The organism is Geobacillus sp. LEMMY01 (assembly GCF_002042905.1).
Classification (GTDB): Bacteria; Bacillota; Bacilli; order Bacillales; family Anoxybacillaceae; genus Geobacillus; species Geobacillus proteiniphilus.
Window position 1 is genome coordinate 17,496 of sequence record NZ_MVKA01000030.1, and the last position, 13,225, is coordinate 30,720.

General features: G+C 55.4%; 10 protein-coding genes. 1 reads left to right on the forward strand and 9 read right to left on the reverse strand.

The features are described from left to right. Positions 1-12: 12 nt before the first annotated feature. Complete coding sequence (locus B1A75_RS14400; RefSeq protein ID WP_042379809.1) at positions 13-201, forward strand: YjzD family protein; 189 nt, start codon at positions 13-15, stop codon at positions 199-201. 226 nt (positions 202-427) lie between these two features. Here the strand turns inward: B1A75_RS14400 and clpB are convergent, their stop codons facing one another. The 9 genes from clpB to argC form a co-directional block, all read right to left on the reverse strand. Continuing rightward, on the reverse strand, positions 428-3,013 hold the full coding sequence (gene clpB, locus B1A75_RS14405; protein WP_079936401.1) for an ATP-dependent chaperone ClpB: 2,586 nt from the start codon (positions 3,011-3,013) through the stop codon (positions 428-430). Positions 3,014-3,120: 107 nt separating this feature from the next. Beyond that, positions 3,121-3,300: a YjzC family protein gene (locus tag B1A75_RS14410; RefSeq protein ID WP_011230299.1), complete on the reverse strand. Its 180-nt coding sequence runs from the start codon at positions 3,298-3,300 to the stop codon at positions 3,121-3,123. Positions 3,301-3,492: 192 nt separating this feature from the next. Beyond that, complete coding sequence (gene argF, locus B1A75_RS14415; RefSeq protein ID WP_079936402.1) at positions 3,493-4,431, reverse strand: ornithine carbamoyltransferase; 939 nt, start codon at positions 4,429-4,431, stop codon at positions 3,493-3,495. Then, a complete protein-coding gene (locus B1A75_RS14420; RefSeq protein WP_079936403.1) occupies positions 4,428-7,556 on the reverse strand; it encodes a carbamoyl-phosphate synthase (glutamine-hydrolyzing) large subunit in 3,129 nt (1,042 codons plus the stop codon). Before B1A75_RS14420 ends, argF begins: the two co-directional genes overlap by 4 nt. After that, positions 7,549-8,613: a carbamoyl phosphate synthase small subunit gene (locus B1A75_RS14425; RefSeq protein ID WP_042379575.1), complete on the reverse strand. Its 1,065-nt coding sequence runs from the start codon at positions 8,611-8,613 to the stop codon at positions 7,549-7,551. The genes B1A75_RS14420 and B1A75_RS14425 overlap by 8 nt, the downstream gene beginning before the upstream one ends. Positions 8,614-8,701: 88 nt before the next feature. Further along, positions 8,702-9,862 (reverse strand): acetylornithine transaminase, encoded by a 1,161-nt coding sequence (locus B1A75_RS14430; RefSeq protein ID WP_079936404.1) that lies wholly within the window; start codon positions 9,860-9,862, stop codon positions 8,702-8,704. After that, positions 9,859-10,635 carry an acetylglutamate kinase gene (gene argB / locus B1A75_RS14435; RefSeq protein ID WP_074043905.1) on the reverse strand — a complete coding sequence of 259 codons (777 nt, stop codon included), beginning with the start codon at positions 10,633-10,635 and terminating at the stop codon, positions 9,859-9,861. Before argB ends, B1A75_RS14430 begins: the two co-directional genes overlap by 4 nt. Before the next feature lie 12 nt (positions 10,636-10,647). Next, on the reverse strand, positions 10,648-11,880 hold the full coding sequence (gene argJ, locus B1A75_RS14440) for a bifunctional ornithine acetyltransferase/N-acetylglutamate synthase (protein ID WP_074043904.1): 1,233 nt from the start codon (positions 11,878-11,880) through the stop codon (positions 10,648-10,650). 17 nt (positions 11,881-11,897) lie between these two features. After that, positions 11,898-12,932, reverse strand: coding sequence for an N-acetyl-gamma-glutamyl-phosphate reductase (gene argC, locus B1A75_RS14445; protein ID WP_042379565.1), 1,035 nt, complete (start codon positions 12,930-12,932; stop codon positions 11,898-11,900). Positions 12,933-13,225 lie beyond the last annotated feature (293 nt).

The window sequence follows — 13,225 nt, forward strand, 5'->3', positions numbered from 1 at the left end:
GGAGGAACAAAGATGCGCTTGTTTTGGACGTTTTTTTGGACGTTTTTGCTCGTGCAAATGGCAACGTACGTCATGGGCTCGATGCAAGGGATCGGCTATCACTTCGCGACCGGTGCTTTGCTTGGCGTCATCGTGACGATCTTAGTCTTCGTGATTGCAGCCTTGATTCCGGACGAGCCGGCCGGGGATCACCATCATTGATCATTCGCTTCATAAGACAACGCCTTGAGGTGAAAGTCCCAAGGCGTTGTTTTTTGTCATCTCTAACCGAGAATCCCCCCACTTCAACACCTATATAGGGTAAGTGGAGGAGCATTCCATCCCGATTGATCTAGACTTGTGTTTTCCGCCCATGCTCAAACGATGCGATCAACCCCGGCAAACAAGAAGCACGTCTCTCCGCGTCGGCGGCGCCCCTTCGGCTCGTTTACGCCGACGGACGAATGACGATCCGCCCGTTGTCAACATCGACCGTGACGGTGCTGTAATCTTTCACCCGCCCAGCGATCAGCTCTTTCGCAAGCGGCGTTTCGATTTGCTTTTGCATAAACCGTTTGAGCGGGCGGGCGCCGTATACTGGGTCGAAGCCCGCTTCGGCGATGTATTGCTTCGCCGCTTCGGTCAGCACGAGTTCGATATGCCGATCGGCCAAACGGCCCGACAGCTCGCGGGCGAACTTTTCGACAATGCCTTTCACTTCATTCATCGACAATGGCTTAAATAAGACGATATCGTCGATCCGGTTTAAAAATTCTGGGCGGAAATGGGCGCGCAGTTGGTCAAACACTTGTTTGCGCGTTTCTTCATCGATGTCGCCATGTTTGTTTTCCAACAACAGCGGCGAGCCGATGTTCGACGTCATAATGACGACCGTGTTTTTAAAGTCGACCGTCCGCCCTTGCGAATCGGTGAGCCGTCCGTCATCCAGCAGCTGCAGCAGGATGTTGAACACTTCCGGATGAGCTTTTTCGATTTCATCGAACAACAGAACGGAATACGGCTTGCGCCGCACCGCCTCGGTCAGCTGGCCGCCTTCCTCATAGCCGACATAGCCAGGCGGCGCTCCGATCAAGCGGGAGACGGCGTGTTTTTCCATATACTCGGACATGTCAAGACGGATGAGTTGCTCCTCACTGTCAAACAGCGCCTCGGCGAGCGCTTTGGCCAGTTCCGTTTTGCCGACGCCGGTCGGTCCGAGGAACAAAAACGATCCGATCGGGCGGTTCGGGTCTTTCATGCCGGCCCGCGCCCGCAAGACGGCGTCAGCGACAAGCTCGACCGCTTCGTCTTGACCGATGACCCGTCTATGCAGCAATTCATGAAGGCGAAGCAGCTTTTCCCTCTCTCCCTCGACGAGGCGGGTGAGCGGAATGCCCGTCCAGCGCGACACGATTTCGGCAATCTCTTCTTCCGTCACTTCCTCGCGCAGCAATTTCCCTTCACTTTGCTCACTGATTTCTTGCTCGAGCTGTTTGAGTTGCTTTTCCAACTGCGGAATGCGGCCATGGCGAAGCTCCGCCGCCTTGTTTAAATCATACTCGTTTTCCGCCTCTTCCAGTTCGCGTTTTGCCCGCTCGAGCGCCTCGCGCAAACGGCGGACGCGGTCAAGCGCCTCTTTTTCTTTTTGCCATTGCGCTTTCATGGCGTTCGCCTTTTCACGCAAATCGGCAAGTTCTTTTTGCAATGCCGCAAGCCGCTCGCGGCTCGCTTCATCCGTTTCTTTGCTTAAGGCCGCCTCTTCAATTTCAAGCTGCATGACGCGGCGCATCACTTCGTCCAGCTCCGACGGCATCGATTCCATTTCCGTCCGGATCGTCGCGCACGCTTCATCGACCAAATCGATCGCTTTGTCAGGCAAAAAGCGGTCAGAGATGTAACGATCGGACAAAACGGCGGCCGCGACGAGCGCGCGATCGTGGATTTTCACTCCATGGTGCACTTCATACCGCTCTTTCAATCCGCGCAAAATCGAAATCGTGTCCTCGACGCTCGGCTCTTGGACAAGCACTTGTTGGAAGCGGCGCTCGAGCGCCGGGTCTTTTTCGATGTATTGCCGGTACTCATCAAGCGTCGTCGCCCCGATGCAGCGCAGCTCGCCGCGGGCAAGCATCGGCTTGAGCATATTGCCGGCGTCAATCGCCCCTTCCGCTCTGCCGGCGCCGACGATCGTATGCAGCTCGTCAATGAACAATATGATGCGGCCGTCGCTTTTTTTGATTTCGTTTAACACCGCTTTCAGCCGTTCTTCAAATTCACCGCGAAACTTTGCTCCGGCGACGAGCGCGCTCATATCAAGAGCGAAAATCGTTTTGTCTTTCAGCCCTTCCGGGACGTCTTTGCGCACGATGCGTTGAGCGAGCCCTTCGACAATAGCGGTCTTCCCGACGCCCGGCTCGCCGATCAACACCGGGTTGTTTTTCGTCTTTCGCGACAAAATGCGGATGATGCGGCGAATTTCACTGTCGCGGCCGATGACCGGGTCGATTTTCCCCGCTTTCGCTTCCGCGACAAGGTCGCGCCCGTATTTTGCCAATGCTTCATAGGTTGCTTCCGGATGTGGACTCGTCACGCGTTGATTCCCCCTTACGTTTCTCACTGCCGCTAATAGCGCTTCCTTCGTCAGTCCAAACGACGCCAGCTGCCGAGCGACCGACTCAGCGCCATGAGGCAACGCGAGCAGCACATGTTCGACCGATATGTACTCGTCTTGCATTCTCTTCGCTTCCGCTTCGGCTTCCTCAAGCAGCCGCGCTAAGGCGGGCGCAACATACAGCTGCCCGTCCGCCCCATGCACTTCAGGCTTTTGGCGAAGCTGGCTGCGAAGCCAGTCAACGGCCTTTTCCTTGTCGGCGCCGGAAAGCTCCACGAGCCGCGGCGCCAGGCCGCCTTCTTGTTCGAGCAGCGCAATCAGGAGATGCTCGACATCAAGCTGTTGATGATGTCGTTCTTTGGCGAGCGACTGCGCCGCCATCAGCGCCTCTTGCAGTTTTTCCGTCAAACGGCTTGCGTCCATGCCGTTCCCTCCATTTGACCTTCTTTGACTATAAATCATTATAGCCGATCGCGAAGCGCACGGCAAATCAAAAGCCACTCCATACTTGGAATGGCTTTTGTTGTGCTTCACGGTTTACGCAAATACGTCCAATGCCGATTATGGTTCGACGTTTCCGGGAACGTATCGCCGGCTTTCAGTTTCAGCTTTTTCGGGTGTTTTACGTTGTCGCCCGTTTCGCCGATTTCAATGTACACGCCGTTGTTCGGCGCTTTATCCCCTGGTTTGAAATGGCGCGGTTGGCCCATTTGTTTCATCCCCCTTGCTTCGATTGCATTTGTTATCATTCCCGGTTTCGCCGCTGTTCATAAGAAGGGAAATGATGGGGCCGCCGCACACGGAGCGTCAAGCCGTTCACAATAAAAACGTTTTTTCCTCATGGAAATCCTTTTCCTTGCGAAGAGCGAAAAAGGAACTCCCGAAACGGGAATTCCTTTTTCCTATAGGATCGACACTAAAATCGCTTTTTGGGCATGAAGCCGGTTGCCAGCCTGCTCAAATACGACCGAGTTCGGGCCGTCCATGACGCCGGCCGTCACTTCTTCGCCGCGATGGGCCGGCAGGCAATGCAAAAAGAGGTAATCCGGCTTCGCCGCTTTGACGAGCTCTTCATTCACTTGGTACGGCTGGAACACTTGAAACCGCTCGGCGCTTTCGCTTTCTTGGCCCATGCTCGTCCATACGTCCGTATAAATCGCATCGGCTCCCGCCGCTGCCTCAAGCGGGTCGTGCGTCACAACAACTGTTGCTCCGGTTTTCTCGCCGATCTGGCGCGCCGCCTCGACGTATTCCGCCTTCGGCTCATAGCCCGGCGGACAGGCAATGGCGATATCCATCCCGACCTTGGCCGCCGCCGCAAGCAAGGCGTTGGCGACGTTGTTGCCGTCGCCGACATAGGCGAGTTTGACGCCTTGGAACGTTTTCTTCACTTCGTAAATCGTCAACAAATCCGCCAGCGCTTGGCACGGATGATCGTCGTCCGTCAAGCCGTTGATGACCGGAACGGACGCATATTCGGCCAATTCCTCGACTTTTTGATGGGCAAACGTCCGGATCATAATGACATCGACATATTGGGACAAGACGCGCGCCGTATCCGCAATCGTTTCGCCGCGGCCGAGCTGCAAATCGTTGCCGTTTAAATACATCGCCTGGCCGCCGAGCTGGATCATGCCGACTTCAAACGACACGCGCGTGCGCGTCGACGGCTTTTCAAAAATCATCGCCATCGTTTTTCCAGAAAGCGGCGCATACGGCACGCCGGCTTTTTGTTTCGCTTTTAAATCGGCTGCGAGCGCCAACAAGTCCATAATTTCTTCCGTCGAAAAATCGAGCAGCGTTAAAAAATCTCTCCCTTTTAACGATAGGATTGCATTCATGCGATCACCGCCTGTTCTGCCTGTTTTTTCTTTTCCAACCAGCCGTGGATCGGCTGCACATCGAGCTGATCGACATCGAGCGCCTGCAAAAAGAGCTTCAATGTCTCTCGTTCCGTGAAGACGAGCAATTGTCGGGACAACGCAGTCATTCGTTTGTTTGCCTCGTCTTCCTCTTTGCCCAAGTTGATCACCGCGAGCGCCGTGTCGCGCTTCACCCAATCGGCAAACGGGACATCTGACACGATCACAAGCTGTTTCGCTTCGATTTCCGCGGCCAGCGTCTCATCGATGCCGCCAATCACATACATTTCATTGGCGTTTGCTTTCTTTCGCAAGTACGCGTAAAACGCTTTGTACGCCGCTTCTTCCTTCGTCGCGGCGATGCTGATGCCTTCACCGGTCGATTTCATCTCCGGTCCAACCATCGGGTCAACCCCCGGCAGCTTATGGCTCGAAAAGACCGGATACTTTAACACGGCGTACGGCATGACCGCCAATCCGCGCGCTTTTTCGTCAACGATGTCGACGAGTGATTTCCCAAGCAATAACTTTGTCGCAATTTGCGCAAGCGGCACACCGGTTGTTTTGCTGACGATCGGCACCGTCCGGCTCGCGCGCGGGTTCACTTCAAGGACGTATACATTGCCGTCCGCAATGACGTATTGAATGTTCATGATTCCTTTAAAGCCAAGTTTTTTCGCAATCCGGCCCGCATAGTCGATGATTTTCGCTTTTTCTTCGTCTGTGAGCGTCTGCGCCGGCAGCCAAGCATAGCTGTCGCCGGAGTGGACGCCGGCTTTTTCGACATGTTCGATAATCGTCGGCAGTAAAATGTCCGTCCCATCCGTGGCGATGTCGGCCTCCGCCTCTTTCCCGTCCAAATACGCATCGATCAAAATCGGATATGTCAACTCGCCTTGCTCAATCAAAGCGGCGAGTTGCGCCTCGCTATGGACGATAAACATGCCGCGGCCGCCGATGACATACGACGGGCGAAGCAGCACCGGGCAGCCGATCTCGGCCGCTTTGGCGGCGAGCTCCTCGGCGTTGTTCGCCATCAAGCCCGGTACGTGCGGGATGTCAAGCTCCTCAAGCAACTGGTAAAAACGATCGCGATCCTCAAGCTGGTCAATCATATCGTACGTGACGCCCAACAGCGGCACACCTGCTTCTTCGAGTCCTTTGACCAAATTGATCGCCGTCTGTCCGCCAAACTGAACGATGACATGCTTGATTTGTTCCGCTTCAATGACATCCAAGACGCTCTCTAAGGTAAGTGGCTCAAAGTAAAGGCGGTCGGCGACGGCAAAGTCCGTGCTGACGGTTTCCGGATTGTTGTTGATCATCACCGTTTCATAGCCTTCTTTTTGCAAGGCGAACACGCTATGAACGGAGCTGTAGTCAAACTCAATGCCTTGGCCGATGCGAATGGGTCCGGCTCCAATGATCAGCACTTTCTCCTTGCCGCTCGCTTTCTTCCGCTCGTCTTCGCCGAAATAGGTCGAGTAGTAATAATCCGTTTCCGAATGAAATTCGGCCGCGCACGTGTCGACCATTTTGTATGACGGCACGATGCCAAGTTCCTTCCGCTTGTTGCGCACATCAAGCTCCGTCACGCCCCACGTTTCGGCCAAAAAGGCGTCGCTTGCCCCTTTTTCTTTCAAGAAGCGCAACGTCGGCTCATCGATCGTATCGATCGTGGTGGCTGCCGCCTGTTTTTCGAGCGCCACGAGCCGTTCGAACGAAGCAAGGAAAAAGCGGTCGATTTTCGTCCATTCGTGAATGGCTTCGACCGCCACCCCGCGGCGGAGCAGTTCCAAAATGGCGAAAAAGCGGCGGTCGTCTTTGTCGACAAGCAGCTGTTTCAGCTCGTCATTCGTTTTCGCCGAAAGCTCCGGCAAAAACAGTCCGTTGTTTTTTCCTTCGAGCGACTGCACCGCTTTTTGGAACGCCCGCTCCATATTGCGATCGATCGCCATCACTTCCCCGGTCGCTTTCATTTGCGTACCGAGCTTCCGGTCCGCGTGCGGGAACTTGTCAAACGGCAAGCGCGGAAACTTGACGACGACGTAGTCCAAGGCCGGCTCGAAGCTGGCGTACGTCGTTTTCGTCACCGGATTGACGAGTTCCGCGAGCGTATAGCCGACCGCCAGCTTCGCCGCAATGCGGGCGATTGGGTAGCCGGTCGCTTTCGAGGCGAGCGCTGACGAGCGGCTGACGCGCGGGTTGACTTCGATTAAGTAATATTGTTTGCTGTTCGGGTCAAGGGCGAACTGAATGTTGCAGCCGCCGATGATCCCTAATGCGGAAATGATCTTCACCGCCGACGAACGGAGCATTTGGTACTCCTCATCGGTCAACGTCTGCGACGGTGCGACGACGATCGAATCGCCCGTATGGATGCCGACTGGATCGACGTTTTCCATATTGCAAACCGTGATGCACGTATTCGACTGGTCGCGCATCACTTCGTATTCAATTTCTTTAAACCCGGCGACGCTCCGTTCGATCAAACATTGGCTGATCGGGCTTTCGGCCAGCCCTTTTTCCACGAGCGCGAGAAACTGCTCCATGTTTTCGGCAATGCCGCCGCCCGTCCCGCCGAGCGTATACGCGGGACGAATAATGATCGGAAAACCGATTTGTTCGGCAAACGCGACCGCTTCCTCGACGCTTGTGACAATTTCGCTCTCCGGCACCGGTTCGCCAAGCTCATGCATTAACGCGCGGAACGCTTCGCGGTCTTCCCCGCGCTTGATCGCTTCAATCGGTGTTCCGAGCAGTCTCACCCCATACTTTTCAAGCACGCCGGCTTCATGCAGCTGAAACGCCAAGTTGAGCCCTGTCTGGCCGCCGAACGTGGCGAGCAGCCCGTCCGGGCGTTCTTTGGCAATAATCGCTTCGACCGCATCGACGGTGAGCGGTTCAAAATACACGGCATCGGCATGAACTTCATCGGTCATGATCGTCGCCGGATTGTTGTTCACTAAAATGACGCGATATCCTTCTTCCTTTAAGGCGATGCACGCTTGTGTGCCGGAATAATCAAACTCGGCGGCCTGGCCGATGACAATCGGCCCCGACCCGATCAGGAGAATCGACTGAAGCGAAGAATCTTTAGGCATACACGTTCTCTCCCTTGAACACGGTTTGCAAAAATTCGTCGAAAATATAGCCGGTATCTTGCGGCCCCGGATGCGCCTCCGGGTGATATTGCACCGACAAAATCGGTTTATGGCGATGGACGATGCCTTCGACCGAGCCGTCGTTGACGTTGATGAAGCGGATGTCAAACGGCTTGCCCGCCAAGCTTTCCTCTTTGACGACGTAACTATGATTTTGCGATGTCATCATCACTTTTTGCTTCACGGCGTCCCACACCGGCTGATTGGCGCCGCGGTGCCCGAAGCGGAGTTTTTCCGTATCCGCCCCGTACGCTAAGGCGACAAGCTGATGGCCAAGGCAGATCGCAAGCGTCGGATACCGGTCGATAAGCTGACGGATAGCGGGAAGCTGATGGCTTAACTGTTTCGGATCGCCCGGGCCGTTCGAGAGGACAAGCCCGTCCGGTTTCAGCGCGTCAATCGCTTCCGGCGCCGTATCATGCGGCACGACCGTCACCCGGCAGCCGCGTGCAAGGAGCGACTGCAAAATCGACTTTTTATAGCCAAAATCGATGAGCACCAAATGCGGGTCGCCATGGCCGTATGTTTCGATCGTTTTCGTTGACACCGCGCGCACTGGAAACGCCGCTTCCTCATCAGCAACTGCTGGAATCGGCGACAAACTTAATTCCGCCATCATCGTCCCAGCGGTGCGGATTTCTTTCACAAGGGCGCGCGTGTCCACGTGCGTGAGAAGCGGAATGTTCCAATGCTGCAAGTATTCCGCCAAGCTGTATTTCGCCCCGTAATGAAATCCTGTGCCGCTCGCTTCGTAGACGACGACCGCTTCGACGTGCGGCCGCTTGCTTTCAAAATCGTCTTCGTTAATGCCATAATTGCCGATCAGCGGGTACGTAAAGACGATGATTTGGTTTTTATACGACGGGTCGGTCAACACTTCTTGATAACCGGTCATGCCAGTGAAAAAAACGATCTCCCCGCTCACCTTTTCTTCAAGCGGAGCGGCGAGTTCGCCGCTGAACGTTTTTCCGCTCGCCACATGCAAGTACGCTTTCATTGGCGCCACCTCATCGTTTGAGTTTTTATAACCGTTCAAGAATTTTTATGCATGAACAGGAATAAAAATTAAGCCGTCGGCCGTCCGTTTACAAGACGGCTGAGGCGTTGGCGTTGTTCAACACGTTTGTTAAAATGTCCACCGCTTCATCGATTTCCGCTTTCGTCACCACAAGCGGCGGCAGCAGGCGGATCACCTTCGGCCCCGCCGAGAGGACAAGCAAGCCGTTTTCATGAATCAATGGCAACAGCGGTGCGACGTCCGTTTGGCACTCGATCCCGACAAGCAGCCCGAGCCCGCGCACGTCCTTGACGATGTCAAGCGGGGCGAGCGCGTCATTGAGGCGCTCAAGCAAATAGCTGCCTTTCTCCTGCACTTCTTGCAAAAATACCGAATCGAACACAACTTCTAACGTCGCCTTGGCAGCGGCCATCGCGATCGGGTTGCCGCCAAACGTCGACCCGTGCACGCCAGGCCCAAACGACTCTTTCAAAAACGCTTTGCCGATCATCGCACCAACCGGAATGCCGCTGCCAAGTCCTTTCGCCACGGTGATGATGTCGGGCTCCACGCCGAAATGCTGGTAAGCAAACGGCTTTCCGGTCCGGCCGATGCCGGTTTGCACTTCGTCAATGATCAGAAGCGCCCCATGCTGTTGACACAGCTCCGCCGCTATTTGCAAAAACGCCGGGTCAACCGGGCGGACGCCCCCTTCCCCTTGGACGACCTCAAGCATCACCGCGGCCACTTCTTCGTTCATTGCCTGCTTGAGAGCGTCGACATCATTCAGCGGCAAGTGAATGAATTCCGGAAGCAGCGGACCAAAACCGCTATGCACTTTCTCCTGCCCGGTCGCGGCCATGGTCGCGAACGTCCGGCCGTGAAACGATTGGGAAAACGTGATCACTTTGTGTCGTCCGGTATGTTTGCGCGCCAGCTTCAGCGCCGCTTCGTTCGCCTCGGCTCCGCTATTGCAGAAAAAGACGCAGTCGCCGGCGCTGTGGGCGACAAGCAAGGACGCGACCTCTTCTTGAACGGGAATCGTAAACAAGTTCGATACGTGCCAATATTGATTCAGCTGCTTTTCAATCGCCTTTTGGACGTGCGGATGGCGATGGCCGAGATTGCAGACGGCAATGCCGGAGACAAAGTCGAGATATTGTTTTCCATTTACATCGGTCACAACCGTCCCTTCCGCCGCTTGGACGGCGATCTTCCAACGGTTGTATGTCGGAAACAGCGCGCTCATAAATATACCCCCACTTCTTTGCGAATCGTTGTCCCGTGCCATGTTCCGTTCTGGTAAAACGGCGTTTTGCCGCTGACGATCATCACCTCGGGCAGCGCATCGGACAAGGCGGACAGCGCCGCTTTCACTTTCGGAATCATCCCGCCAGTGATGACGCCGTCTTCGATCAGTCGTTCAATCGTTTCCGCCGTCGCCTCGGCCACGAGCGCGCCGTCTTGCAAAATGCCGGGCACGTTCGTCACAAACGCGAGCTGGCTGGCGCCGATGGCGGCCGCGACCGCCCCAGCCGCCGTGTCGGCGTTAATGTTGTATGTTTGCCCGCTTTGGTCGATGCCAAGCGGCGAAACGACCGGAATGTAGCCCGCCTCAAGCAGCGTGCGCAAAAGACGGGAGCGAACCGTTTTCACACGGCCGACATAGCCAAGTTTGGCAAAGTCAATCGGTTCAGCTTCAAGCAGCCCCCCGTCCACGCCGGAAACGCCGACCGCCGGCAAGCCGTTCTGCCTGAGCATCGCCACAAGCTGTTTGTTCACTTTGCCGGAGAGCACCATTTCCACAACGGCAAGCACCTCTTTCGTCGTTTTCCGCAAACCGTTGACAAACTCGCTCGGCACCGCCAGTTTTTTCAACATTTGCCCGATTTCCGGCCCGCCGCCGTGGACGATGACGACATCCATCCCTTGTTCCCGCATCATTTTCACGCTGGCAAAAAAGGCGGGAGACAGCTCATCGAGCACGCTGCCGCCGCATTTGATGACGACCGTTTTCCCCATCTTTCTCTCCCCTTACGTCCGATAGCTGGCGTTGATTTTCACATAATCGTACGTCAAGTCGCAGCCCCACGCGACGCCGAAGCCATCGCCTAAGTGCAAATCCACCTCAATGACGACCGTCTCTTGTTGCAAATACGCCGTCGCTTCTTCTTCCGAGAACGGCTGCGGCTCGCTTCCTTTCAGCATCACAATCTGCCCGATCGCGACATCAACGTTGTCCGGATCAACGTCAGCGTCCGCATAGCCGATCGCGCCGATGATCCGCCCCCAGTTGGCATCCGCGCCGTAAACGGCCGTTTTCACTAAGTTGGAGCCAACGATTTGCTTCGCGACTTTTTTCGCCTCATCGTCCGTTTTCGCGCCGCGCACGCGCACTTCAATGAGCTTCGTCGCCCCCTCGCCGTCTCTGGCGATTTGCTTCGCCAAGTCTTCGCACGTTTTCCGCAGCGCCTCGTAAAAGTGTTCCCAATCCGGATGATTCGGCGTCAGCTCGTCATTTCCAGCAAGGCCGCTCGCCATCACGACAACCATATCGTTCGTCGACGTGTCGCCGTCGACCGTAATTTGGTTGAACGATACATCGGTAATCGACCGGAGCGCATCATGCAGCACCGCCGAAGAGATGTTGGCATCGGTCGTAATGAACGCGAGCATCGTCGCCATGTTCGGATGGATCATCCCCGATCCTTTCGCCGCCCCGCCGACGGTGACCGTTTTCCCGTCGATGGTCGTTTGGTAACAGGCGCGCTTCATCACCGTATCCGTCGTTAAAATCGCCGTTTGAAACGCCTCAGCATCCGCCATCGTCGCCCCTGGAACGAGCTTTTCGATGCCCGCGCGAATTTTTTCCATCGGCAAATATTCCCCGATCACGCCCGTTGAAGCGACGGCCACATGGTGCAGCGCCAGGCCAAACTGTTTCGCGCACAGCTCGCGCATTTCATAGGCGTCGCGAAGCCCCTGCTCGCCGGTGCAGGCGTTCGCGCATGCGCTGTTGACGATGACCGCCTGCAATTTTTGTTCTACAGCGAGGCTCGCCTGCGTCACTTTGAGCGGTGCCGCCTGGAAGTGGTTTTGCGTATACACCGCCGCCGCCGAAGCTGGCACGTCGCATAGAATAACCCCTAAATCTTTTTTCGAATAGCGCAGCCCGGCGTGCACCCCAGCCGCTTGAAATCCTTTCGGTGTGACGATGGTTCCATCGGCAAGCGCCGTCACTTGCGCCGTTTGTTTCGTTGCTGTCATCGTTCGTTCCCCTTCCCTCACGGATAGATCGGCAGGAAGCGGAGGCCCTCGGCCTCATCCAAACCCATCATCAAATTGAAGTTTTGCACCGCCTGCCCGGCAGCGCCTTTCATTAAGTTGTCGATCACCGACACGACCGTCACCCGTCCCGTCCGTTCATCGTAGGCGAGGCCGATGTCGCAATAATTTGAGCCGTACACTTCTTTCGTCGCCGGAAATTGCCCGACCTTGCGAACGCGGACAAACGGTGAACCTTCATAACTTGTTTTATATAAATCTACCAAGTCGTTTGGCGAAAGCGGCTGTTTCGCCTTCGCATATATCGTCGCCATAATGCCCCGTGTCATCGGAATCAAATGGGTGCTGAACGTAATCGGCTCCATCGCTTCATTCCACGTTTGCAGCGTTTGCTCAATTTCCGGGATGTGCTGATGGACATTTACTTTATAAATTTTCACGTTTTCGTTCACTTCGGAAAAGTGCGTCCCGAGCCCTGCTTTTCGTCCTGCGCCTGATACGCCAGACTTGGCGTCAACGATGATCGAGTCTTCCTTAATCAATCCTTCTTTGACAAGCGGCGCCAGGCCAAGCAGCGTCGCCGTCGGATAACAGCCCGGGTTGGATAGGAGCACGGCCTCGCGCACCGCCTCCCGATTCCACTCGGTCAGCCCGTATACCGCCTTTTGCAAATATTCCGCTGGCGCCGCCTGCCGTCCGTACCATTGTTCGTACACCGCTCCGTCTTTCAAACGGAAATCGCCCGATAAATCGATCACTTTCACTCCCCGATCAATAAGCGCCGGCGCCCACTCCCCGGACACCCCGGGCGGCGTGGCGAAAAAGACCGCATCGTAACGGGAAAGCGCCTCGATTTCAAGTTTATGCAACACCGCACCATCGACCGAGCCGACGTGCGGGAAACTTTCCGATAAATGAACCCCGTCCTGCGACGACGAGAAAACGTCGCAGCGGCTCACATGCGGATGCCCGTGCAACAAGCGGAACAACTCCGCGCCGCTGTACCCCGTCGCCCCGATAATGGCTACGTTCATCATGTTCCCCCTCACCCGTATGCCTCATGTAGTTCTCATTATAATACTGTATAAAAATAAAATCAAATGTATATTTAATAATTTTCGAGGATTTTTTTCTTGTCCCTCCCTAAACCTATGGGAAACGAATACCGATTTGTCCCGACAGCCAAAGTGCATCCTTGGCTCAACCGCCCTCATGCCCTCCGGATGTAAAGACTTTCACAAACGATTCCATCGATGTTCAACAAGTTTTCAATCTTTCCACTATCCTTATATTGACTTCCCTCTTTTTTCCTGTACACTTTTATATA

Coding starts and splice junctions, on each gene's coding strand:
- B1A75_RS14400 (WP_042379809.1), top strand. CDS start 13: ATGCGCTTGTTTTGGACGTTTTTTTGGACGTTTTTGCTCGTGCAAATG.
- clpB (WP_079936401.1), bottom strand. CDS start 3,013: ATGGACGCAAGCCGTTTGACGGAAAAACTGCAAGAGGCGCTGATGGCG.
- B1A75_RS14410 (WP_011230299.1), bottom strand. CDS start 3,300: ATGGGCCAACCGCGCCATTTCAAACCAGGGGATAAAGCGCCGAACAAC.
- argF (WP_079936402.1), bottom strand. CDS start 4,431: ATGAATGCAATCCTATCGTTAAAAGGGAGAGATTTTTTAACGCTGCTC.
- B1A75_RS14420 (WP_079936403.1), bottom strand. CDS start 7,556: ATGCCTAAAGATTCTTCGCTTCAGTCGATTCTCCTGATCGGGTCGGGG.
- B1A75_RS14425 (WP_042379575.1), bottom strand. CDS start 8,613: ATGAAAGCGTACTTGCATGTGGCGAGCGGAAAAACGTTCAGCGGCGAA.
- B1A75_RS14430 (WP_079936404.1), bottom strand. CDS start 9,862: ATGAGCGCGCTGTTTCCGACATACAACCGTTGGAAGATCGCCGTCCAA.
- argB (WP_074043905.1), bottom strand. CDS start 10,635: ATGGGGAAAACGGTCGTCATCAAATGCGGCGGCAGCGTGCTCGATGAG.
- argJ (WP_074043904.1), bottom strand. CDS start 11,880: ATGACAGCAACGAAACAAACGGCGCAAGTGACGGCGCTTGCCGATGGA.
- argC (WP_042379565.1), bottom strand. CDS start 12,932: ATGAACGTAGCCATTATCGGGGCGACGGGGTACAGCGGCGCGGAGTTG.